This window comes from Streptomyces sp. SudanB5_2050 (genome assembly GCF_964272335.1).
Classification (GTDB): Bacteria; Actinomycetota; Actinomycetes; order Streptomycetales; family Streptomycetaceae; genus Streptomyces; species Streptomyces rochei.
Genome location: NZ_OZ186760.1, coordinates 1,121,658 through 1,143,175 on the forward strand (window position 1 = coordinate 1,121,658; position 21,518 = coordinate 1,143,175).

The window sequence follows — 21,518 nt, forward strand, 5'->3', positions numbered from 1 at the left end:
TCGCGGCCCCTGGTCGTGGGGCAGACTGCGCATGTGAGCGCCGATGCGTGGACCGTGGCCCTGACCGTCGTTTCCGCCCTCTCGTTCGCCGCCTGGCTGTGGCTGCTGCTCGCCAGGGGCTTCTTTTGGCGCACGGACGTCCGGCTGCCGGCCCGGGAGGAACCGGACGTGTGGCCCTCCGTCTGCGTCGTCGTCCCGGCGCGCGACGAGGCGGGTGTCCTGCCCGCGAGTCTGCCGACGCTGCTGGCCCAGGACTATCCGGGGCGGGCGGAGGTCTTCCTGGTCGACGACGGCAGCACCGACGGGACGGGGGAACTGGCCCGCGAGCTGGCGCGGCGGCAGCAGGGGCTGCCGCTCACCGTGGCCTCCCCCGGGGAGCCGCCGGCCGGCTGGACCGGCAAGCTCTGGGCGGTGCGGCACGGCATCGGGCTGGCCCGCACGCGGGAGCCCGAGTACCTGCTGCTGACGGACGCGGACATCGCCCACGCGCCGGACAGCCTGCGCCGGCTGGTGGCGGCGGCCCGCACCGGCGGATTCGACGTCGTCTCGCAGATGGCCCGGCTGCGGGTGGAGAGCGTGTGGGAGCGGCTGGTGGTCCCGGCCTTCGTCTACTTCTTCGCGCAGCTGTATCCCTTCCGGTGGATCGGCGGGGTCCGGTCCACCGGTGGCGGCGGCCGGGGACCGGGGAAGGCGACGCGGACGGCGGCCGCGGCGGGCGGCTGCGTGCTGCTGCGCGCGGAGGCCGCCGAGCGGGCCCGTATCCCGGACGCCATCCGGCACGCCGTCATCGACGACGTGGCGCTCGCCCGGGCGGTGAAGGGCACCGGCGGGAGGGTCTGGCTGGGCCTCGCGGACCGGGTGGACAGCGTGCGCCCGTATCCGCGGCTGCACGACCTGTGGCGGATGGTCTCGCGCAGCGCCTACGCGCAGCTGCGGCACAACCCGGTGGTGCTCGCCGGGACGGTGGCCGGTCTGGCGCTGGTGTATCTGGTGCCGCCGGCCGCCTCGGCCGTGGGCGCGGCGACGGGGAACGCGGCGGCGGCGTCCCTGGGCGCCGCCGCCTGGCTGGTGATGGCGGGCACCTACGTGCCGATGCTGCGGTACTACGGGCAGCCGCTGTGGCTCGCCCCGCTGCTGCCGTTCACCGCTCTCCTCTATCTGCTGATGACGGTCGACTCCGCGGTGCAGCACTACCGGGGGCGGGGCGCGGCCTGGAAGGGCCGGACCTACGCCCGTCCGGGCGCCGTGGCCGACGAGGGCTGAGCCTCCGGACGGGCGGGGACGGGCGCGGGCGCGCGGTGCGTCACTTGCGGCCCGGGGTCCAGTTCATGCCCCACCCGTAGGCGTGGTCGACCGTCCGCTGCGGGCTCACCCCGCGCTCCGGCACCAGGTAGCGGGCCTCGCGCCGCACCACGAGGTCGTCGCCGGTGCTGGTGATGAGGGCGAGGGCGCACACCGTCGAGGGGACGGTGCACTCGTCGAGCGAGAAGTCGATCGGGGCGCCGTACTGCGGCTGCAGGGTGACCGTGGCGTGCAGGTCGGCGAAGGAGCGGGCTCCCTGGTAGATGGTGACGAAGACGAGGACGCGCCGGAAGTACCGCTTGTGGTCCAGGTTGATCGTGAGGTTCTCGCCGGTGGCCACGGCGCCGGTGCGGTCGTCGCCGTCGAGGTGGATGAAGGGCGGCCGGTCGAGGGCGCCGAAGGCGTTGCCGAGGGCCTGGACGACGCCCTTGCTGCCGTCGGTGAGTTCGTACAGGCAGCACAGGTCGAGGTCGAGGTCGTCGTGCAGGGCGACCGGGCGGCCGAGTTTGCGCGCCCAGCCGGAGAACTGCTTGCGCACCTGCCAGTTGAGGTTGACGCGCATGGCGCCGGAGGTGCCGCCCTGTTTGGTCAGCGAGACGGAGGGGGCCGCCTTGGTGAGCGTGACCTTCGTCAGTCGGACCGGCTCGGCGGGGGGCGTCGCGGACCGGGGCGGCGGCGCGGCGGCCGGGCTCGCCGCGGGAGGGGCCGGCGGGGCGGGCGGAGCCGTGGGAGCCGACACGGGCGACGGCGGGGCGGGCGGGGGTGCGACGGGGGCGGGCGCGGGGGCCGGGGGTGTGCGCTGCGGTTCGTCCACCGAGATGCCGTAGTCCGTGGCCAGGCCCTCCAGGCCGCTGTCGTAGCCCTGGCCGACGGCGCGGAACTTCCAGGCGCCCTGACGTCGGTAGAACTCGCCGAGGACGAAGGCCGTTTCGACGGTCGCGCCCGGGTTGTCGAAGCGGGCGGCCACGGTGTTCGCCGCGGCGTCGCGGACCTCGATGTACAGATCGGGGACCTGCCCGAACCTCCCGCCGTCGGCGGAGGCGGCGAGGATCACCGTCTCGATCGAGGGTTCCACCCGCGTGAGGTCGACGAGCAGGCTGTCGGTCACCCGGCCGCCGCTCTCCCGCTTGCCCTCGTGGCGGACGGCGCCGGAGGAGTGCGCCGGCTGGTTGTAGAAGACGAAGTCCGCGTCGGACCGCACCTTGCCGCCCACCAGGAGCAGCGCCGAGGCGTCCGCGTCGGGCACGCCCGGGCCGGTCCGCCACCCCAGCTCGACCCGGAGCGCCGTCGTGGGCACCGGGGTGTTCGAGCCTTTCGACATTGACATGTCCGCCCCCATCGCGTGTCACCGAGCCGGGTCGCGTCCCGGCGGTCGCCAAGTTCTCCGCGCCCAACCTATTCCCCGGTCGCACGTCCTCACGAGAGGTACGGGCGGAGGTCGGGACAACCGCCGGTAACCCGCCCGGAACTCGCCCTTTACCCCAAGATCGCGCGGCGTGTCGCCCCTTTTCGCCGAATTCGCTCGCATTGGGGATGCCCGGTCACCGCGGACACGGAAAACAACCCTCTTATCGGTCTCCCCAACCAGCACATCGTGGGCTTAACTTATGTGCCATGACCTCCCCCCGCTCCACTTATGGCGGCGGCTATTACTCCGCCTCCTTCCCGGACACCCCGATCTACGACTCGCTCGTGGCCGAGCGGGGCACCCCGCAGATCGCCCCGATCCGGGTCCCCGCCGCGTACGACGCGCCCGGCAGCCACCTGCCCGCCCTGCCTTCCTCCCTGCCCGCCCTCCCGGCCGGCCCCTCGCAGCCCTCCTACGGCTACCCGCAGCAGCAGGCTCCCCAGCCCGCCCCGCTGCAGCAGGCGCCCGCCGCCTACATCCCGCAGCAGGCGACCGCTCCGCGTGGTTACCCCGGGCCGCAGCAGCCGCAGCCGCACCGCCCGGCGGCGCCCGGCCCCGCGGGCTACGAGGCGATGCGCCCCGCGGCTCCCCGGCCGGCCCCGGCGCCGTACCAGGACCCGTATCACCAGCAGCAGTACCGCGGTTACTGAGTCGCGTCCGGGGTTGTCGGTGCCGCCTGGCACGATGACCCCATGGGGAACGCGCGACTGCAGTCGATTCACGTCCATCCGGTCAAGGCGTCCCGGAGCCTGTCGCTCCGGGAGGCCGTCGTGGAGCCCTGGGGGCTGGCCGGAGACCGCCGCTGGATGCTGATCGACGACGGGGGAAAGGTCGTCACACAACGCAGGCAGCCGCGCATCGCCCTGGCCGCCGCCGAGCTGCTGCCCGGCGGCGGCGTCCGGCTGTCCGCACCCGGCCGGGAGCCGCTCGCGGTGCCGGTCCCGCGTGCGGGGGCCACCGTGGTGGCGCAGCTCTTCCGGGACAAGGTCGAGGTGGTCCCCGCCGAGGACGAGGCGGCGCACGCCTGGTGCAGCGAATTCCTCGAGGAGGACGTCCGGCTGGTGCACCTCGACGATCCCGCCACCCGCCGGCCCGTGGACCCGGAGTACGCGCTGCCGGGCGAGACCGTCACCTTCGCCGACGGTTTCCCGCTGCTGCTCACCACCACGGCCTCCCTCGACGCCCTCAACACCCTGATCGCGCGGGGCGAGCACGCGGACGAGGGCCCGCTGCCCATGAACCGGTTCCGGCCGAACGTGGTGGTCTCCGGCACCGAGCCCTGGGACGAGGACGGCTGGTCCCGCGTCACCGTGGGCGAGGTGGCCTTCCGGGTCGCCAAGCCGTGCGGGCGCTGCGTGGTGACGACCACCGACCAGTTCACCGCGGACCGGGGCAGGGAGCCCCTGCACAGCCTCGGCCTCCACCGCCGCTCCGACGGCAAGCTGGTCTTCGGGCAGAACCTGGTCCCCGAGGGCCGGGGCACGATCCGGGTGGGCGACCCGGTGCGGATCTCCGGCTGACGGATGGCCCACGGACGCCCGGCGACCGGTTCCGGTCACCCGTCCGGAGGGGGGAACCCGGTCCGCGGCCCGCGCGTTGGGCCTGTGTGAGAGGTTCGTGAGAGAAACCCGGCGGGGAGCGGGAAGGGGGCGCGGATCGTGCGGGCGATCGCTGGACTCTGGCGCTGGCGGCACAATCCGCTGTGCCGTCCGACGGACCTGGCCGAGGCGTGGGTGGCGCTCGTCGGTCTGCTGATGATCCTGACCGTGGCTCCGCTGGTCGGCGCGCTCGCGGGCGGCTCGGCCCAGGACACGCTGCAGCGTTCGGTACGCGAGCAGCACGCGTCACGGCACCGGGTGACGGCCACCGTCGTGCGCCCGCTGGAGCGCGCGCCGTTGACCGTCGACCCCGAGGGCGCCTCCGGCGGCGATCTGCGCAGCCGGGTGCTGGCCGACTGGACCGCACCGGACGGGTCCCGGCACGAGGCGGCCCTCATGGCGAGCCTCGACGACCCGGCCCCCGGCGACCGCTTCGCGATATGGACCGACGACGAGGGCCGGACCGTGGCCCGTCCGCTGGACGCCGAGACGGCGACCACGCACGCGGTGCTCGCCGGGATCGGCGCCGCGGCACTGGCCGCGGCCCTGGTGGAGGCCGCCCGGCGGATCACCGTCCGGCGCATGGTCCACCACCGGTACGCGCGCCTGGACCGGGAGTGGGGGCGGGCCGGCCCGGACTGGGGCAGGACCGGCGCGGACAGTTGACGTGCTTCCGCCTCCGGTCAACTCACCGCCTGCGCGCACGCTACGGTGGACCGGCCGAACCGAATCGGCGAAGACCCGCGTACGACGAGGTGGGGGCACAGCAACGCCATGGCACAGGGCACGGTCCAGGTGACGCACACCGGCACCTCGCGGTGGCGGCGCCGCACGGGGGAGTACGCATCGCTCGCCGCCGCCCTGGAGGCCGCGGCCGACGGTGACGTCCTCACCGTCGCCCCCGGGACCTACCGGGAGAACCTCGTCGTGCACCGGGCGGTGACCCTGCGCGGGCCCGAGGGCGCACAGGGTTCGGTGCGGATCGCCCCCGTGGACGGCGTCCCGCTGACCGTGCGCGCCTCGGCGGTGATCCAGGACCTGCACGTGGAGGGTCAGGACGCGGCGGCCCCCGCGGTGCTCGTCGAGGACGGCACGCCGGAGCTGCTGGGACTCAGGGTGGTCGCGCGTTCCGCCTCCGGGATAGAGGTGCGCGGTGGCGCGCGGCCCACGGTGCGGCGCTGCGTGGTGGACAATCCGGCCGGTGCCGGAGTCGCCGTCGTGGACGGCGGGGGCGGCGTGTTCGAGGAGTGCGAGGTCGTCTCGGCCGGACAGGCGGGCGTCACGGTGCGCTCCGGCGCCCATCCCCGGCTGGACCGCTGCCGGGTGCACCACGCCGCGGGTTCGGGCCTGACGGTGACGGGCGAGGGGTCGGCGTTGGAGGCCGTGGGCTGCGAGGTGTACGAGGTGCGGGGCAGCGGGGTGCAGGTGACCGGCCGGGCCACGGCGCACCTGACCGACTGCGATGTGCACCGCACCACCGGCGACGGCGTCACCCTGGACACGGACGCCGTCCTCACCCTCGCCGACTGCCGCATCCACGACGTCCCGGAGAACGCGGTCGACCTGCGCTCCCGCTCCGTCCTCACCCTGACCCGCACCAGCGTGCGGCAGTTCGGGCGCAACGGCCTGTCGGTGTGGGACCCCGGCACCCGCGTGGACGCCAACCAGTGCGAGATCTTCGACAGCACCGGTGACTACCCGGCGGTCTGGGTGAGCGACGGCGCGACCGCCGTCCTCGACTCCTGCCGGGTGCACGACGTGCCGGACGCGCTGTTCGTGCTGGACCGCGGCTCGCGCGCGGACGTCGTGGACAGCGATCTGTCCCAGGTGCGCAACACCGCGGTGTCGGTGAGCGACGGAGCCACCGCGCAGCTCGACGACTGCCGCATCAGCGACGCCGCCACGGGCGCCTGGTTCCGCGACCACGGCAGCGGCGGCACCCTCAACAACTGCACCCTGGACGGGAACCGCACCGGTGTGATCGTCACCAAGGGCGCCGACCCCACCATCGAGCGCTGCACGGTCGACTCCCCCTCGGAGGCGGGCGTCTACGTGTCGGCGGGGGGCCGCGGCAGTTTCCTGAACTGCCGCGTGACCGGCAGCGCAGGGTACGGCTTCCATGTGATCGACGGCTGCCGTACGACGCTCAGGAAGTGCCGTACCGAGCGGTGCGCGCGGGGCGGGTACGAGTTCGCGGACGGCGGCGCGGAGGCGGGCCGTGACTCCGGTCCGCTCGTCGAGGACTGCACCAGCGACGAGAGCGGCGGTCCCACGGCGCCCGCCGTGCCGGAGCCGGCCGTGCAGACGGTGAGCCGGTCCCCCGGCCTGCTGGGTTCGATCCCCGGGCAGCGCAGCACCGAGCAGGAACCCTTGATCACCGGTACCGAACCGCCCGGGCCGGCGCGGGACTCGAAGGCCGTGCTGGGCGAACTGGACGCCCTCGTCGGCCTGGACAGCGTCAAGCGCGAGGTGCGGGCCCTGACCGACATGATCGAGGTGGGCCGGCGCCGGCAGCAGGCGGGTCTGAAGGCCGCCTCGGTCAAGCGCCACCTGGTGTTCACGGGCTCCCCCGGCACCGGCAAGACGACGGTCGCCCGGCTCTACGGCGAGATCCTCGCCTCCCTCGGGGTGCTGGAGAAGGGACATCTCGTCGAGGTGTCGCGCGTCGACCTGGTCGGTGAGCACATCGGCTCCACGGCGATCCGCACCCAGGAGGCCTTCCAGCGGGCGCACGGCGGCGTGCTGTTCATCGACGAGGCGTACGCCCTCTCCCCCGAGGACGCCGGCCGGGACTTCGGCAAGGAGGCCATCGACACGCTGGTGAAGCTGATGGAGGACCAGCGGGACTCGGTCGTGGTGATCGTCGCCGGCTACACGGCGGAGATGGAGCGCTTCCTGTCCGTCAATCCGGGCGTGGCGTCCCGTTTCTCGCGGACCATCACCTTCGGCGACTACGGCCCCGGGGAGTTGCTGCGGATCGTGGAGCAGCAGGCCGACGAGCACGAGTACCGGCTGGCGCCGGGCACGGCCGAGGCGCTGACGAAGTACTTCACGGAGATCCCGAAGGGGCCGGCCTTCGGCAACGGCCGTACCGCCCGCCAGACCTTCGAGGCGATGGTGGAACGGCACGCCGGCCGGGTCGCCCAGCTGACCGACCCGAGCACGGACGACCTGACCCTGCTCTACGCCGAGGACCTGCCGGAGCTGCCGTAGCACCGCCCGGCCGCGACGCCGGGCGGCGGAGGAGGCGGTGGCGGCCCGGGCCCGTGCCGCCGGACGGGCCCGGCCCGCGCCCGCCGTCCCCTAGCAGTTGCCCGTCGTCCCGCCGTCCGCCGCCGGGACGGAAGGGGCGCGGCCGGTCTGGCGGGGACCCGGTACGTCCGGGCGCAGCCGCGCCAGCAGCCGCCGGCGTTCCTCGGCGAAGGCCGGGTCGGCCTGGTAGTCGGAGTGGCCGAGGATCGGCGCGGGCAGCGGATGGAGTTCCGTACGGCCGTAGGTCAACGGGTCCTTGAGGGGCGCGCGGTCCACGTCCGGCCCGGGGTCGCCGGGCAGGCGCATCGGGCCGCCGATCGGGTCGGTGGTCCGGTACAGGTTGCGCCAGCAGTCCACCTCCTCGTGCAGGGAGCCGAGCGCGGCGGGCCCGAAGTGGGCCGGGAACCAGCGGCCGTACAGGCGCTCCAGCGGGGAGCCGTAGGTGAGCAGCGCGACCCGTTTGCGGGCGGACGGCTCCAGTTGCCAGGCGGCCGAGGCGGCGAGGACGCTGCCCTGCGAATGCCCGGAGATGACCAGCCGCCCGCCGGTCGCCCGGGTCCAGGTGGCCATCCGCCAGGTGAGGTCGGGCACCGCGCGCTCCGCGTAGCAGGGCGGTGCGAAGGGGTGGGCGGCGCGCGGCCAGAAGGTGCCGACGTCCCACAGGATGCCGATGGTGCGCCGTGCGGAGGCGTCCTTGTAGGCGCGCCTGCCCCAGGTGACGAACAGTATGAAACCGAGGCCGATGAGCCAGGACCCCAACGCCTGCGCGGTCTCGGCGGCGCCGTGGAGCACGGCGTAGGTCCCCCGCGCCGCGTCTGCGGGCGCCCGGTCGGTCGTGAGGGCACCCACCAGGGCCCCGGCCCCCAGCAGCAGGGTGGTGGCGGAGACGATGGCGACCAGGAGGGGCGCGCGGTCGGTGAGGGTGGCCAGGGCGCGGGTGAGCGCGATGCGCCGGGTGCGGCCCGGGTCGCCGGCCTCGCCCGGGTGGTCGCTCTCGATGTCGTCCCGTTCGGCGCGGGCCAGGCGCCAGGTGTGCCGGGCCAGCGCGGCGCAGAGCAGCAGGACGACGACGAGCAGCGGCGGGATGACGGACGCCTGCCAGGTCAGCAGGACCGGAGGGCCGTCGATGGAGGTGCCGGTGCCGTCCAGCCAGTCCGAGACGCGCTGGGCGACACCGCCGGACATCACGCCGCCCAGCGCGCAGGCCAGCATGGCGACGGCCGGCCCGCCGAGGCCGCGGATGGCGGCACGGGCGTCGGGGCGGCTGCGGTGGAGCAGGTGGGCGACCACGGCGAGCGCGACGACCAGCAGGCCCTGGACCAGGACGATGCCGCCGAAGGTCATGTCCCCGGGCAGCCGCCCGGCCGACGACCAGCCCGGGCGTGACCAGCCGCCGTACAGGAGGGCGAGGACGAACAGGGCCAGGGCGGCCAGCGGCAGGTGTCGCACCAGGCGCCGGTCGAGTTCCCGGTCGAGGTGCCGCTCGCTGCGGCCGCGGCGGCAGACCACCGCGACCACGACGACCGCCCCGGCGGCCAGCGCCGCCATCAGGAGCCAGCCCAGCGTGTCGAGCAGCGCGGGTCCGCCCGGGCGGCGGTCGAAGCGGGCCGCGGGGGCGCCGACCGCGGCGGCGACCGTGAGGAGGGCGGCGGCGGTGTGCGCGGCGCGCAGCCGGGCCACGAGCCGGCGCCCGTACCAGAACCCGGGCCGGCCCAGCGCCGTATGGGCCGGGTCCTCCCCCGGCGCGGTCCCTCGGCCTTCCTCCGGCGCGACCCCGTGGCCGTCTGCCGGCGCGGCCTCCTGGCCGTCTCCGGGACCGTCCTCGCGGTCCATGGGCTGCTGGGACTCGTACGCCCGCCAGGTGCGCAGCGACAGGTACCACAGCAGGCCGGCGAGCGCGGCGGGCACCGCGGCGGCGAGGGCCAGCCTGCGCCCGGGCGTGCTCCACCAGCCGCCGTCCGACATCACCGGCGACAGGAACCCCAGCCAGGAGTGCCGCTCGGCGCACGCGCGGGTCCCCGCGCACTGCCAGGCCACCAGGTCGAGCGCGACCTCGCAGGCCCCGGCGACCAGCAGCACCGTCAGGGTCAGCCCCGCGAGCCGCACCAGCAGCCCGTAGAGGCGGACGGTCCGCGTCCGGCCGCGTGCGCTGGGCCGCATCCAGTGGGCGAGGTTGACCACCATGAACGGAAGGAGCAGCAGCCACAGGGCGCGGGTGCCGTTGCCCGAGGTGAGGTTGCACCAGACGTAGGCCTCGGGCACCGGCCGGCCCCGGTAGTCCTCGGGCCGGGACTCGGCGTCCGCGTCCTCGGCGCGACGGAAGACGGCCGCGATGTGGTCGCCGGTGACCCGCACGGTCCGCGGGTCGTCGAGCATCTCGGCGGGCGTCGTGCCGCCCACTCCGTGGACGAGGAGTTCGAGAGCGGTGCCGCTTCTCCCGTCCTCCCCGTCACGCGGCGCGGGAGCGTCCTGCCCGCCCGCCCCTGTCCGCTGCTGCGCCTGTTCCACTGTCCCTGCTCCCCCGGTGACGTGCCGTCGGCTGTGTACGTGCGGGCACAAGGATCTCTGTTCGGCGGGCGCCGCACACCCCTCGGCACGGAATCTCCCCGAACTGTGGGACGGGTGACGCCGGGGCGGGACGGGCGTGACATGTGCGCGGCGGGCGGGCGGTGGCGCGGGCCGTGGCCGGGCGTGCGAGGATGGGACGTCCGCGCACCGGAGCCTGGAGAGTCCCCCGTCGGGACGGGTGCGCCGGGCGTGTCGGACGGTGTCGCGGCGAAAGGACCGGAGCGTACGTGAGTGAGAATTCGAACCTCCTCGCGGAGCAGCGCCGCGCCCTGATCCTCGACGAGGTGCGTCGCAGGGGCGGGGTCCGGGTCAACGAGCTGACCCGCAAGCTCGGCGTGTCGGACATGACGGTCCGCCGCGACCTCGACGCGCTGGCCCGGCAGGGCGTGCTGGAGAAGGTGCACGGCGGAGCGGTCCCGGTGGTCGAGGCGTCCACGCACGAGCCGGGGTTCGAGGCCAAGTCCGGCCTGGAGCCGACCGCCAAGGAGGACATCGCGCGGGCCGCCGCGGAGCTGGTGGCGCCGGGCGCGGCGATCGCGCTGTCGGGCGGCACGACGACGTACGCGCTGGCGCACCGCCTGGTGGACGTGCCGGAGCTGACGGTGGTCACCAACTCGGTGCGCGTGGCCGACGTGTTCCACCTGGCGCAGCGCGCCTCGGGGGCCCGGCAGGGGGCGGCCACGGTGGTCCTCACGGGCGGGGTGCGCACACCGTCGGACTCCCTGGTCGGCCCGGTCGCCGACCAGGCGATCGCGACGCTCCACTTCGACGTGCTGTTCCTCGGCGTGCACGGGATATCGGCCGAGGCCGGACTGTCCACACCGAATCTGGCGGAGGCGGAGACCAACCGGCGTCTGGTGCAGTCGGCACGGCGTGTCGTGGTGGTCGCGGACCACACCAAGTGGGGTGTCGTGGGCCTGAGTTCGTTCGCGGCGCTGGAGCAGGTGGACACGCTGGTGACCGATTCCGGCCTGCCGGTGGAGGCCCGGGCGGAGATCGCGGAGCACGTGGGCCTGGTGGTGGCGGGCGAGCCGGACACGGCCGCGGCCGAGTGACTCCGAGCCGCCCACCGGCTCCCGCGACGCGCCGGCCGGACGCCGGTCAGCCGGGCCAGGCGCCCGTGCGCAGCAGGGACTCGATCGCCGCCGTGTACGGCCCGATGTCCAGGCCCTGCTCGGCGAGCCAGGTGTCCGAGTAGTACTTGTCGAGGTACCGGTCCCCCGGGTCGCACAGCAGCGTCACCACACTGCCCCGCCGTCCCTCCGCCACCATCTCGGCGACGATCTTCAACGCGCTCCACAGCCCGGTGCCCGTGGAGCCGCCCGCCTTGCGGCCGATGGCCCGCTCCAGCGCCCGGACGGCGGCGACGCTCGCCGCGTCCGGCACCTTCATCATGCGGTCGATCGCTCCGGGCACGAAGCTCGGTTCCATGCGGGGCCGGCCGATGCCCTCGATCCGGGAGCCGCAGTCGCAGGTGACGTCCGGGTCGCCGGTGGTCCAGCCGTCGAAGAAGCACGAGTTCTCCGGGTCGGCGACACAGACGCGGGTGTCGTACTGCATGTAGTGCACGTAACGCGCCAGGGTCGCCGAGGTGCCGCCGGTCCCGGCCGTGGCGACGATCCACGCCGGCTCGGGGAACCGCTCCAGGCGGAGCTGGCGGAAGATCGACTCGGCGATGTTGTTGTTCCCGCGCCAGTCCGTGGCGCGTTCGGCGTAGGTGAACTGGTCCATGTAGTGGCCGCCGGTCTCGGCCGCGAGGCGTGCGGACTCCTCGTACATCCGGCGGGAGTCGTCCACGAAGTGGCAGCGCCCGCCGTGGAATTCGATCAGGCGGATCTTCTCGGCGCTGGTCGTGCGGGGCATGACGGCGACGAAGGGCACGCCGATCAGCTTCGCGAAGTACGCCTCGGAGACGGCGGTGGAGCCGCTGGACGCCTCGATCACGGGGCGGTCCGGCCGGATCCAGCCGTTGCACAGGCCGTAGAGGAAGAGCGAGCGGGCGAGCCGGTGCTTGAGGCTGCCGGTGGGGTGGGTGGACTCGTCCTTCAGGTAGAGGTCGATGCCCCACCGCTCGGGCAACGGGAACAGGAGCAGGTGGGTGTCGGCCGAGCGGTTGTTGTCGGCCTGGACCTTGCGGACGGCTTCTTTCAGCCAGGTCCGGTAGGCGGGGTCGCTGTGGTCGACGTCGAGGGTGGCGCCGGTGCGGGACTGCTGGGGGGTGGTGCTCACGACGGGGCTCCTTACGCTGCGCGCCGACGGCGCGTCGCGCGGCCGACGCCTCGATCATAAGCACCTTCAACACGCTTCTCACCTGCATAAACACACCTTTGGGAGCCTCAAAGGCGCCGCTGGGGCGTATCGGGGCGGCCGGTGGGGGCGCATTCGCGCGAGTGCTCCGGCCGCCCTCGGAAAGAGGCGGCGCGCACTGGTGCTCGCCGCGCGGTGCGGGCAGACTGCCAGCGGGCGGGACGGGGCCCGGGAGGGTCCCGTGACCGCGGGCACACACTGGAGAGGACGAGACGAGCCGGTACCGGCCCGGCGAGGCGTACGGTCCGGCAACCGACGGGCACGAGGGGGCGACGGCATGGCGGAGCCGGAGTTCAGGGCCACGGGCGTGCGGATCGGCAAGCGGCTGCGTTCGCTCACCCGGGCCGGGACGGTCCGGATCAGCGGCGGCAGGGTGGAGTTGCTCACCAGCTACGGCAGCGAGATCGACAGCGCCCCGGTGCAGGCGGTGCGCGCCTCCCGGCCCTGGTTCGCCCCGCACGACCGCGCCCTCGCCGACCTCAACGGCAAGCGGTACCTGCTCACGCTCGGCGAGCGGGACCCCGCGCCCGGTGAGCCGGGGCCGCCCGCGGCCGGGCGTTTCATCGAGGCGGTGCGCAGGGCCGCGGGGCGACGCGCTTGAGATGTCCGTAAGTTGCGGTGCCTCACCCCTTGCGTCACGCTGGTCTCACGTCACTCTGGGTTTACCGGCGATAACGCTGCGAACCAGCCCGCCGGCCACGACAGCAGGCGGCGGCGCGCCGCGTGCGCCCTGCTGGATCCGAACTCCGTGTTCTTCCGGACCTCTAGTCGGGGAGTCGCAGCCGTGATCAGTCACCCAAGCAGACACTGCACGGTGGAGCTTCAAGCCCTGCCGTCGCGGATCGGCCAGGTCCGCAGAATCGTATCTGCGCAATTGCGCTACTGGCATATGGATTCCCTGATCGACCGGGCAGCGCTCGGCGTGACGGAGTTGTTGACCAACGTGCACCTGCATGCCCGTCCCGACAAGACGTGCACCGTGGAGATAGAGCTGCTCCTCGACCGGCTCACCGTGTCCGTGCGCGACCGCGATCCGCGACTGCCCGTCGTGGACGACGCCGATCCGCTGGCGACATGCGGGCGCGGGCTCTCCATGGTGGCCGCGATGAGCGAGAGCTGGGGCGCGCGGCCGGACGGTGATGCCGGCAAGGTCGTCTGGTTCACGCTCCCGACGGCCGCCGTCCCGGCCGCCCCGCTCACGGCGCCGCCGGCCTCCGCGCGTCCGCCCCGGCGTCTGGTCGAGGAGGTGCCGGCCGCCGCGTTCACCGAGGTCGAGCACGCGGTCGACCTCGGCCGTCCCCAACCCGCTCCCGCCCGGTCCGCCGTTCCCGGCTGACCGGGCGGTGACCCTTCGTCACCGCGGGCCGGCGGCTCCCGGCCGGCCGCCGCCGGCGTCCCGGTCGGTCCGTCACACCCACACCGTCGGCGCCCGCGTGGCGCGCACCATGACCGCCCGGCGCCGTCCCGGCACCCGGGCGGTGCCGGGACGGCGTGGGGGCGTGCCCGCCCGCCGGCAGGGCGCCGGGGCGCTCCGCGGGTGCCCGGCGTCCCCGCCGCGCTCCCCCGTCACCGCGCCGCCCTCCCCCTCACCGCGCCGCCCTCCTCCGTCACCGCGCCGACGATGCGGCGGCGGCCGGGGCGGCGGTCGTCGTGGTCATGCCGCACGGCCCTTGCCCGTGCGGCCGAACCGCTCGTCCAGCACCGACAGCCGGCGCCAGTACTCGTCCTCGTCGATCTCCCCGGAGGCGAAGCGGTGGCCGAGCACGGTGATCGGCGAGTCGTCCGGGGCGCCGCGCCGGCCGGGGCCGCGACGGCCGGCGCGGCGCAGCAGCGTGACGCCGCCGGCGATCACCAGGGCCCAGATGAGGGGGAAGAGCAGGATCCAGGGGCCGGGCCCGCCGTCGCCGAAGTGTGCCAGTGTCTGCATGTCGTCCAACTCCTCGGTGGGTCGTGACGTCCTCGTCTCGCCTCCGAGGGTCGCGCCGAAGGGGGCCCGGGGCGTCGCACGAGCGGTGGCAGTGCGGATACGACGCGGGGAGTACACCGGCCCCCCAGCGATGCTCCCCGCACCGGTCGACTTCTGTAACTACTAGTATGTACAGTGGCTTCATGAGCACGCCGGAGCGACTGATCGAGTCCACCCGCGAGCTGCTGTGGGAGCGCGGTTACGTGGGCACCAGCCCCAAGGCGATCCTGGAGCGCTCGGGCGCCGGGCAGGGCAGCATGTACCACCACTTCAAGGGCAAGCCCGACCTCGCGCTGGCCGCCATCCGCCGGACCGCCCAGGAGATGCGGGCCACGGCCGAGGGCGTGCTGAGCGGTCCGGGCACGCCGTACGAGCGCGTCGAGGCGTATCTGCGGCGGGAGCGCGACGTGCTGCGCGGCTGCCCGGTCGGGCGTCTGACGATGGACCCGGACGTGATCGCCGACGACGCCCTGCGCGCGCCCGTGGACGAGACGCTGGACTGGCTGCGCGCGCGGCTCGCCCAGATCGTCGAGGAGGGCAAGGAGCGCGGCGAGTTCGCGCCCTCGCTGGACGGCGGGGAGATCGCCGCGGCCGTCGTCGCGACCGTCCAGGGAGGCTATGTCCTCGCCCGCGCGTCCGGCTCCCCCACCGCCTTCGACGCGGCCGTCCGGGGCCTGCTCGCCCTGCTGGCGCCGCCGGAGGACCGTACCCGCTAGGGGACTTCGCACCCGCCCGAGGAGACTTCCATGCACGCCATGCAGTACGCGTTCACCCTGCCCGCCGGCTACGGGACGGGCCGTGTCCGGGAGCGGGTGGCCCGCACCGGGCACCTGCTGGACGGCTGGCCCGGACTCGGGCTCAAGGCGTATCTGCTGCGCGAGCGGGGAGTCCACGGCTCGCCGGTCGACCAGTACGCGCCCTTCTACCTGTGGGACACCGTGGAGGGCATGAACTCCTTCCTCTGGGAAGGCGCCTTCCAGCGGCCCACCGACGACTTCGGCAGACCCTCGGTGCGGCAGTGGACGGGACTGGCGTACGAGGAGGGTGACGCCGCCCGCTCGCCCGCGCGCTGGGCGGTGAGGCGGCGGCGGCCGGTGCCCGAGGGGGTGCCGCTGGCGGAGACCGCCGCACGGGCCGTCCGGGAGACCGGCCGGCTGGCGGGCGAGGCCGGGACGCTGCTCGCGGCGGCGGCCGTGGACACCGCCCGCTGGGAGCTGGTCCACTTCTCCCTGCACGCGCACGAGGCGCCCGACGGGGCCGAGGGCGACGTCTTCGAGGTACTGCACCTGTCCGCGCCGGGGCGCGACCGGCTGCCGCGGGGACGCCAGTGGTGAGCGCGGTCCGCACGGTGCTCGGGGACGTGGACCCGGGCGAGCTGGGCGTGTGTGACGCCCACGACCACGTGTTCTTCGCCAGTCCCCGGCTGCCCGGCGAGGAACTGAACAGCGTGGGCGCGGCCCGCGCGGAACTCTCCGCCTTCCGGGCGCACGGCGGGGGCGCGGTGGTGCAGTGGACGCCGTACGGACTGGGCCGGCGGGCCGCCGACCTGCCGCCGCTGTCCCGGGAGACGGGGGTGCGTCTGGTGGCCGCGACCGGGCTGCACCAGGACGTGCACTACGCCGAGGACGTGCTCGCCGCGCTGCGGGGCCGGGCGGCGGAGGTGTTCGTCGCCGAACTGACCGAGGGCATCGGCACGTCGGGCGTGCGCGCCGGGCTGATCAAAGTGGCCGGCGGCTTCCACGGGCTCGACGCGCACGCGCGGTGGGTGATGTCGGCGGCGGCCGAGGCGCACCACGCGACGGGGGCACCCGTAGCGGTGCACCTGGAGCTGGGCACCGGCGCGCCGGACGTACTGGACCTGCTGTGCGGCGAGTTCGGCGTGCCGCCGCACCGCGTGATACTCGGCCACCTCAATCGCCTGCCCGACCCGGTGGCACACCGGCAGGCCGCCGCCTCAGGGTGCTACCTGGCCTTCGACGGACCCTCGCGGGCCCATCACGCCACCGACTGGCGGATGCCCGACGCGGTACGGGACCTCGTCGAGGCCGGTCACGGCGACCAGGTGCTGCTCGGCGGTGACACGACGACGGTCGCCGCCCGGTCGGTCGACGGCGGGCCGGGGATGCCCCACCTGCTGCGCCGGGTGGCGCCCCGGCTCGCGCTCGCCGTGGGAGAGGAAGCGGTGCGGCGCGTGCTGGTCGACAACCCCGCGCGGGCGTTCGCCGCGGACTGGCGCTGACGGCCGGCCACACGCCACAGGACACGACTTCCCCGACGGGAGACCCCACCATGCCCTTCGTGCGCATCGACGCCTTCGGAACGGACGCCGACCGCCTCGACGCCCTCGGCCGCGCCGTGCACGACGCCCTGGTCGAGACGCTCGGCATCCCGACGAACGACCGGTTCCAGGTCCTGACCGGCCACGACGGAGCCCGCACCACCCTGCGCTGGGACGACTACCTCGGTGTCCATCGGGACGAGGGCATCGTGTTCGTCGCGATCACGCTGCGCTCGGGGCGGCCGGCCGAGCGGAAGCGGGCGCTGTACCGGCGGATCGCCGAGTTGGCCGAGGCGTACGCCGACACAGAGCCCCGCAACGTCTTCGTCACCCTGACGGAGAACGACTCCCCCGACTGGTCGCTGGGTCACGGAATCGCCCAGTACGCGAGGTGATCGCGCCGCGCGGGACGACGGCCTAGGCTCGGCGGCATGGTGAGACTCGGCATCCCCGTCGTCGGCGTCACGGACGTGCCCCGTGCGGTGGAGTTCTGGTCGGCGGCGCTGAACCTGGTCGCCACCGAGGAGTGGGAGAGCGAGACCTGGCGGACGCTGTACCACGCGGACGGCTCCGGCCGGGCGCTCGGGCTGCTGTACAGCGAGTCGCCGGCGGAGCCGCGTCCCCGGGTCCACCTGGACCTCTTCGTGGACTCGGCCGAGGAGCAGCAGGCGGAGGTCAGGCGGCTGATCGGTCTCGGCGCACGGGCCGTGGACTGGGACCTGTATCCGCCCGACCCCGACTTCGTCGTCCTCGCCGACCCGGACGGCAACATCTTCTGCGTCGTCGACCTCGGCCACGCGCCGAGCGGCGGTGACCGGCCCACGGTCTGAGGGCGCCCTCAGACCGGTGCGCTCAGCGGGTCGTCCAGGACCGGCTGCCAGGCCAGTTCGGCCGCGCCGACCAGGCTGTTGTGGTCCAGGCCGGAGGGCAGGATCGGCACGCCGCCGCTCTGGCCCCACAGGCTGCGGTCCGCGACGACCGCGCGCAGCCGCTCCGGGTCGGCGTCGAGGAGCGCGCGGTGGAGTCCGCCGAGGACGATGCGGTCCGGGTTGAGGATGTTCACCAGTCCGGCCAGCCCCAGTCCCAGGCGGTCGATCAGGGTCTCGGTGGCGGTGCGGACGGCCGGGTCGGCGTAGTGGTCGCGGATCAGGTCGTAGGACTGCTGGAGCAGGGAGACCTCCGGTCCCGGCGTGCGGCCGGCGGCGGTGAGGAAGGCCAGCGGGTCGGTCTCCACGTCCAGGCAGCCCCGGCTGCCGCAGTGGCAGGGTCCTCCGTCGGGGTTGACGGTGAGATGGCCGACCTCCAGCGCGAGACCGGAACTGCCGCTGTGCAGGCGCCCGTCGAGGACGAGGGCGCCGCCGACGCCCCGGTGGCCGGTGGCCACGCACAGCAGGTCGCGGGCGCCGCGCCCGGCGCCGTGCCGGTGTTCGGCGAGCGCGGCGAGGTTGACGTCGTTGGCGGCGAAGGCGGGCCCGTCGATGCCGGCGGCGCGCACCTGCTCGGCGAAGATCCGGCGCACGGGGGCGCCCGCCGGCCAGGCGAGGTGGAGCGGGTTGAGGGCCAGGCCCTCCGGCTCCGCCACCGCGGACGGGACGGCGAGCCCGGCGCCGACGCAACGCCGCCCGGTCTCGCGCAGCAGTTCCGCTCCCGCCTTGACGACGGAGCCGAGGACCTTCGCCGGGTCGGCGTCCACGACCTCGCAGCCGGGCGCGGTGGCGACGATACGGCCGCCGAGGCCGACCAGGGCGGCGCGGAACCCGTCGGCGTGGATCTGGGCGGCGAGGGCGACGGGCCCGTCCTCGGCGACCGCGAGGCGGTGGGAGGGCCGACCCTGGGAGCCGGCGGCCGCTCCGGGCCGGGCGTCGACCCTGATCAGGCCGAGCGCCTCCAGTTCGGCGGCGACCGCGCCGGCCGTGGCCCGGGTCACGCCCAGTTCCGCGGTGAGGACGGCACGGGTGGGGGCGCGTCCGGTGTGCACCAGCTCCAACGCGGGTCCGAGCGCGCCGCGCCCCCGGTCCAGCCGCGTCCTCGAGGTGGTCCCTTCCCCCGCCGCCCGGGGGTCCGCCTTGCCGCTCATGAGGGCGAGTCTCCCATGATCCCGAGCCGCCGTGGCCTCAGAGCCCGCTGACCCGAAGCGTGATGTTCAGCCGTCCGGTGAGCCCCAACTCGGGCGGTGCGGTGCCCGGGTGCACGCGCGGCACCCCGTGGTACGCGTGCCGCGACGGCCCGCCGAAGACGAAGAGGTCGCCGCTGCGCAGGTCCACGTCGGTCCAGGGGCGGGTCCGGGTCTCGGGGTTGCCGAAGCGGAAGACGCAGGTGTCGCCGAGGCTCAGGGAGACCACGGGCGCCTCGGACCGCTCGTCGGCGTCGCGGTGCATGCCCATGCGGGCGTCGGCGTCGTAGAAGTTGATCAGCGCGACGTCGTACGGCGTGTCCGCCACCGCGTCGGCGCCCAGGGCGTCGGCGACCGCCCGGCGGGCCAGCTCGCCGAGCCGGTCGGGGAAGGGTTTCACGGGGGCGCCGTCGCCGTCGACGACGGTGCGCGCGTACGCGTACGGGTACCAGTGCCACCCGAGGCAGACCTGCCGTGCGGTCATGGTGCCGCCGCCGGGGGTGCGGACCGTGCGCAGTCCGGCCGGCGGGCGGGCCCACGCGCGGCAGTCCGCCAGCAGCTCGCGCTGCCGTGCGGGCTCCAGCCAGTCGGGTACGTGCACGGCACCGGGCGCGATCCGGGCGCGTGCCCTGGGGAACAGCTCGGCCTCCATGCCCCCATCCTGCCCGACCCGGGCTGAGCTGCGGCTCGGCTAGCCTGGACGCACGATGAACGACCGCAGCGACCGCATGACGACCCCGTGGGGCGAGCTGGTGCTCACCCGTTTCCCCGAGGACCCCCGCGACCGGCTCCGCGCCTGGGACGCCTCCGACGAGTACCTGCTCGGGCACCTCGCGGAGCAGGAGGTTCCGCTGTCCGGCACGGTGGTGGTCGTCGGCGACCGCTGGGGCGCCCTGGTCACGGCGCTGGCCGCGCACCGGCCGGTGCAGATCACCGACTCCCACCTCACCCGGGAGGCGACCCGCGCCAATCTGGAGCGGGCGGGCGTCGAGACGGGCGCGGTGCGGCTGCTCACCACGCAGGACCCGCCGCCGGACCGGGTGGACGTGCTGCTGGTGCGGGTGCCGAAGAGCCTGGCGCTCCTGGAGGACCAGCTGCTGCGGCTGGCCCCGGCGCTGCACGAGGGCACGGTGGTGGTCGGCACCGGGATGGTGAAGGAGATCCACACCTCGACGCTGCGGCTGTTCGAGCGGATCGTCGGGCCGACCCGTACCTCGCTGGCCGTGAAGAAGGCCCGGCTGATCTTCTCGACCCCGGACCTCTCGCTGAAGCGGCCCGCCAACCCCTGGCCCCTGCGCTACCGGCTCCCCGAGGACGTCGGCCCGGTCTCCGGCCGGACCGTCGTCAACCACGCCGGTGTCTTCTGCGCCGACCGGCTCGACATCGGCACCCGGTTCCTCCTCGGGCACCTGCCGGACACCCGCCGCTTCCGCCGCGTGGTCGACCTGGGCTGCGGCAACGGCGTGGTCGGTACGGCGGTGGCGCTGGCCGACCCGGACGCCGAGGTGCTGTTCACCGACGAGTCCTTCCAGGCCGTGGCCTCCGCCGAGGCCACGTACGGGGCGAGCGGCGCGGCCGGGCGGGCGGAATTCCGGGTGGCCGACGGGCTGGAGGGGATCCCGGACGGCAGTGTCGACCTGGTGGTGAACAACCCGCCCTTCCACTCCCACCAGGCGACCACCGACGCCACCGCCCGGCGGATGTTCGCCGGGGCGCGGCGGGTGCTGCGCCCCGGGGGTGAGCTGTGGGTGGTCGGGAACCGGCACCTGGGCTACCACGTCGGGCTGCGGCGGTTGTTCGGCAACAGCGAACTGATCGCCGGTGACCGGAAGTTCGTGGTGCTGAAGGCCGTCAGGAAGCAGTCCCGGCGACCACCTCGGTGATCGCCGCCACTGTCCGCACCATCGCCTCGCGGCCCGCGGCGAGATAGCCGCGGGAGTCGGCCGCCTCGGGCCGGGCGCCCAGGTACTCCCTGATCGCCCCGGTCATGGCCAGGTTGAGCGCGGTGCCGACGTTGACCTTGGCGATGCCGCCCGCCACCGCGGCGGTCAGTTCGCCGTCCGGCACTCCGGACGAACCGTGCAGCACGAGCGGGACGTCCAGCGTGCCGGCCAGCCGTTTGAGCAGCTCGTGGTCGAGGGTGGCGGTGCGGGTGGTCATGGCGTGGGAGCTGCCGACGGCGACGGCAAGGGCGTCCACGCCGGAATCGGCGACGAAGGCCCGCGCCTCGGCGGGGTCGGTGCGGGCGCCCAGGGCGTGGGCGTCGAGCGGCGGAGCGCCGTGCTTGCCGCCCACCTCGCCCAGTTCGGCCTCGATCCACAGGCCCCGGGAGTGCGCCCAGTCGGCGGCGGCCCGGGTCGCCGCGAGGTTCTCCGCGTACGGCAGCCGGGAGGCGTCGTACATCACGGAGCTGAACCCGGCGTCCGGGGCCTGGCGCAGCAGGCCGTCGCTCTGGACGTGGTCGAGGTGGAGGGCGACGGGCACGGTCGCGGCCTCGGCGGCGGCGACGGCCGCGCGGGCCAGGGGCAGCACGCGCCCGTAGCGGTACTTCACGGCGTTCTCGCTGACCTGGAGGACGACGGGCGTGCGCACGGACTCGGCGCCCGCCACGACGGCCTCGACGTGCTCCAGGGTGATGACGTTGAAGGCGGCGACGGCGGAGCGCGCGGCTGCGGCTCGGGCCACCAGGTCGCCGGTGCTGGCGAGGGGCACGGTAGGGCTCCCGG

Annotated in this window: 21 protein-coding genes; 14 read left to right on the forward strand and 7 right to left on the reverse strand. The window is 74.6% G+C overall.

The features are described from left to right. Positions 1-15: 15 nt before the first annotated feature. The gene (locus ACFZP7_RS04780; RefSeq protein WP_031020641.1) at positions 16-1,263 is read left to right on the forward strand and encodes a glycosyltransferase; all 1,248 of its coding nucleotides are present in this window, start codon (positions 16-18) and stop codon (positions 1,261-1,263) included. A gap of 40 nt (positions 1,264-1,303) precedes the next feature. Here ACFZP7_RS04780 and ACFZP7_RS04785 read toward each other — a convergent pair whose 3' ends face one another. Further along, positions 1,304-2,623 carry a TerD family protein gene (locus tag ACFZP7_RS04785; protein ID WP_385638338.1) on the reverse strand — a complete coding sequence of 440 codons (1,320 nt, stop codon included), beginning with the start codon at positions 2,621-2,623 and terminating at the stop codon, positions 1,304-1,306. 293 nt (positions 2,624-2,916) lie between these two features. Here ACFZP7_RS04785 and ACFZP7_RS04790 point away from each other — a divergent pair, with 293 nt between their 5' ends. The 4 genes from ACFZP7_RS04790 to ACFZP7_RS04805 all read left to right on the forward strand — a co-directional run bounded on the left by ACFZP7_RS04790 (position 2,917) and on the right by ACFZP7_RS04805 (position 7,521). Beyond that, complete coding sequence (locus ACFZP7_RS04790; protein WP_019327129.1) at positions 2,917-3,360, forward strand: DUF6643 family protein; 444 nt, start codon at positions 2,917-2,919, stop codon at positions 3,358-3,360. Between the two features lie 42 nt (positions 3,361-3,402). Then, positions 3,403-4,230, forward strand: a complete 828-nt coding sequence (locus ACFZP7_RS04795; protein ID WP_127445646.1) for an MOSC domain-containing protein — start codon at positions 3,403-3,405, stop codon at positions 4,228-4,230. Between the two features lie 138 nt (positions 4,231-4,368). Beyond that, positions 4,369-4,974 (forward strand): hypothetical protein, encoded by a 606-nt coding sequence (locus tag ACFZP7_RS04800; RefSeq protein ID WP_019327127.1) that lies wholly within the window; start codon positions 4,369-4,371, stop codon positions 4,972-4,974. A gap of 108 nt (positions 4,975-5,082) precedes the next feature. Then, the gene (locus ACFZP7_RS04805) at positions 5,083-7,521 is read left to right on the forward strand and encodes a right-handed parallel beta-helix repeat-containing protein (protein ID WP_185930595.1); all 2,439 of its coding nucleotides are present in this window, start codon (positions 5,083-5,085) and stop codon (positions 7,519-7,521) included. Positions 7,522-7,611: 90 nt separating this feature from the next. Here ACFZP7_RS04805 and ACFZP7_RS04810 read toward each other — a convergent pair whose 3' ends face one another. Beyond that, positions 7,612-10,068: a hypothetical protein gene (locus tag ACFZP7_RS04810; RefSeq protein WP_385633931.1), complete on the reverse strand. Its 2,457-nt coding sequence runs from the start codon at positions 10,066-10,068 to the stop codon at positions 7,612-7,614. 287 nt (positions 10,069-10,355) lie between these two features. On the opposite strand from ACFZP7_RS04810, the gene ACFZP7_RS04815 reads away from it, so the two are divergent. Next, complete coding sequence (locus ACFZP7_RS04815) at positions 10,356-11,183, forward strand: DeoR/GlpR family DNA-binding transcription regulator (RefSeq protein ID WP_031018619.1); 828 nt, start codon at positions 10,356-10,358, stop codon at positions 11,181-11,183. Positions 11,184-11,229: 46 nt separating this feature from the next. On the opposite strand, the gene ACFZP7_RS04820 is transcribed toward ACFZP7_RS04815, so the two are convergent. Further along, positions 11,230-12,357, reverse strand: coding sequence for a PLP-dependent cysteine synthase family protein (locus tag ACFZP7_RS04820; protein WP_030979087.1), 1,128 nt, complete (start codon positions 12,355-12,357; stop codon positions 11,230-11,232). A 355-nt stretch (positions 12,358-12,712) separates the two neighbouring features. Between ACFZP7_RS04820 and ACFZP7_RS04825 the strand changes: the two genes are divergently transcribed. Both ACFZP7_RS04825 and ACFZP7_RS04830 read left to right on the forward strand, forming a co-directional pair. Beyond that, positions 12,713-13,036, forward strand: a complete 324-nt coding sequence (locus ACFZP7_RS04825; RefSeq protein WP_019327122.1) for a hypothetical protein — start codon at positions 12,713-12,715, stop codon at positions 13,034-13,036. 183 nt (positions 13,037-13,219) lie between these two features. After that, a complete protein-coding gene (locus tag ACFZP7_RS04830; RefSeq protein WP_385633932.1) occupies positions 13,220-13,771 on the forward strand; it encodes an ATP-binding protein in 552 nt (183 codons plus the stop codon). 318 nt (positions 13,772-14,089) lie between these two features. Here the strand turns inward: ACFZP7_RS04830 and ACFZP7_RS04835 are convergent, their stop codons facing one another. Next, positions 14,090-14,362, reverse strand: coding sequence for an SHOCT domain-containing protein (locus tag ACFZP7_RS04835; RefSeq protein WP_031018624.1), 273 nt, complete (start codon positions 14,360-14,362; stop codon positions 14,090-14,092). 182 nt (positions 14,363-14,544) lie between these two features. Here ACFZP7_RS04835 and ACFZP7_RS04840 point away from each other — a divergent pair, with 182 nt between their 5' ends. Genes ACFZP7_RS04840 through ACFZP7_RS04860 form a run of 5 tightly spaced genes read left to right on the forward strand, consistent with a single transcriptional unit; the run spans position 14,545 to position 17,509 of the window. Next, positions 14,545-15,117, forward strand: a complete 573-nt coding sequence (locus ACFZP7_RS04840; protein WP_185931269.1) for a TetR/AcrR family transcriptional regulator — start codon at positions 14,545-14,547, stop codon at positions 15,115-15,117. Between the two features lie 30 nt (positions 15,118-15,147). Next, positions 15,148-15,735, forward strand: a complete 588-nt coding sequence (locus ACFZP7_RS04845) for a DUF4865 family protein (protein WP_385633933.1) — start codon at positions 15,148-15,150, stop codon at positions 15,733-15,735. After that, positions 15,732-16,640 (forward strand): phosphotriesterase, encoded by a 909-nt coding sequence (locus tag ACFZP7_RS04850; protein WP_385633934.1) that lies wholly within the window; start codon positions 15,732-15,734, stop codon positions 16,638-16,640. Before ACFZP7_RS04845 ends, ACFZP7_RS04850 begins: the two co-directional genes overlap by 4 nt. Positions 16,641-16,690: 50 nt before the next feature. Next, entirely contained in the window at positions 16,691-17,074 is a 384-nt protein-coding gene (locus ACFZP7_RS04855; RefSeq protein ID WP_385633935.1) for a tautomerase family protein, read from the forward strand. Positions 17,075-17,110: 36 nt separating this feature from the next. Further along, a complete protein-coding gene (locus tag ACFZP7_RS04860; RefSeq protein ID WP_164289759.1) occupies positions 17,111-17,509 on the forward strand; it encodes a VOC family protein in 399 nt (132 codons plus the stop codon). An 8-nt stretch (positions 17,510-17,517) separates the two neighbouring features. Here ACFZP7_RS04860 and ACFZP7_RS04865 read toward each other — a convergent pair whose 3' ends face one another. Together ACFZP7_RS04865 and ACFZP7_RS04870 are read right to left on the reverse strand one after the other, a co-directional pair. Further along, positions 17,518-18,756, reverse strand: coding sequence for an ROK family protein (locus ACFZP7_RS04865; protein WP_385633936.1), 1,239 nt, complete (start codon positions 18,754-18,756; stop codon positions 17,518-17,520). A gap of 37 nt (positions 18,757-18,793) precedes the next feature. Next, the gene (locus ACFZP7_RS04870; RefSeq protein WP_031018634.1) at positions 18,794-19,444 is read right to left on the reverse strand and encodes an alpha-ketoglutarate-dependent dioxygenase AlkB; all 651 of its coding nucleotides are present in this window, start codon (positions 19,442-19,444) and stop codon (positions 18,794-18,796) included. Between the two features lie 76 nt (positions 19,445-19,520). Between ACFZP7_RS04870 and ACFZP7_RS04875 the strand changes: the two genes are divergently transcribed. After that, complete coding sequence (locus ACFZP7_RS04875) at positions 19,521-20,675, forward strand: methyltransferase (RefSeq protein ID WP_385638340.1); 1,155 nt, start codon at positions 19,521-19,523, stop codon at positions 20,673-20,675. Here ACFZP7_RS04875 and ACFZP7_RS04880 read toward each other — a convergent pair. Further along, positions 20,644-21,504, reverse strand: coding sequence for a ketose-bisphosphate aldolase (locus ACFZP7_RS04880; protein ID WP_385633937.1), 861 nt, complete (start codon positions 21,502-21,504; stop codon positions 20,644-20,646). The genes ACFZP7_RS04875 and ACFZP7_RS04880 overlap by 32 nt on opposite strands. Positions 21,505-21,518 lie beyond the last annotated feature (14 nt).

Excerpts from the sequence above, each read along its gene's own strand:
- ACFZP7_RS04865 (WP_385633936.1), bottom strand. The coding sequence starts at position 18,756 with ATGAGCGGCAAGGCGGACCCCCGGGCGGCGGGGGAAGGGACCACCTCG.
- ACFZP7_RS04790 (WP_019327129.1), top strand. The coding sequence starts at position 2,917 with ATGACCTCCCCCCGCTCCACTTATGGCGGCGGCTATTACTCCGCCTCC.
- ACFZP7_RS04835 (WP_031018624.1), bottom strand. The coding sequence starts at position 14,362 with ATGCAGACACTGGCACACTTCGGCGACGGCGGGCCCGGCCCCTGGATC.
- ACFZP7_RS04795 (WP_127445646.1), top strand. The coding sequence starts at position 3,403 with ATGGGGAACGCGCGACTGCAGTCGATTCACGTCCATCCGGTCAAGGCG.
- ACFZP7_RS04855 (WP_385633935.1), top strand. The coding sequence starts at position 16,691 with ATGCCCTTCGTGCGCATCGACGCCTTCGGAACGGACGCCGACCGCCTC.
- ACFZP7_RS04870 (WP_031018634.1), bottom strand. The coding sequence starts at position 19,444 with ATGGAGGCCGAGCTGTTCCCCAGGGCACGCGCCCGGATCGCGCCCGGT.
- ACFZP7_RS04785 (WP_385638338.1), bottom strand. The coding sequence starts at position 2,623 with ATGTCGAAAGGCTCGAACACCCCGGTGCCCACGACGGCGCTCCGGGTC.
- ACFZP7_RS04845 (WP_385633933.1), top strand. The coding sequence starts at position 15,148 with ATGCACGCCATGCAGTACGCGTTCACCCTGCCCGCCGGCTACGGGACG.
- ACFZP7_RS04875 (WP_385638340.1), top strand. The coding sequence starts at position 19,521 with ATGACGACCCCGTGGGGCGAGCTGGTGCTCACCCGTTTCCCCGAGGAC.
- ACFZP7_RS04840 (WP_185931269.1), top strand. The coding sequence starts at position 14,545 with ATGAGCACGCCGGAGCGACTGATCGAGTCCACCCGCGAGCTGCTGTGG.
- ACFZP7_RS04805 (WP_185930595.1), top strand. The coding sequence starts at position 5,083 with ATGGCACAGGGCACGGTCCAGGTGACGCACACCGGCACCTCGCGGTGG.
- ACFZP7_RS04860 (WP_164289759.1), top strand. The coding sequence starts at position 17,111 with ATGGTGAGACTCGGCATCCCCGTCGTCGGCGTCACGGACGTGCCCCGT.
- ACFZP7_RS04825 (WP_019327122.1), top strand. The coding sequence starts at position 12,713 with ATGGCGGAGCCGGAGTTCAGGGCCACGGGCGTGCGGATCGGCAAGCGG.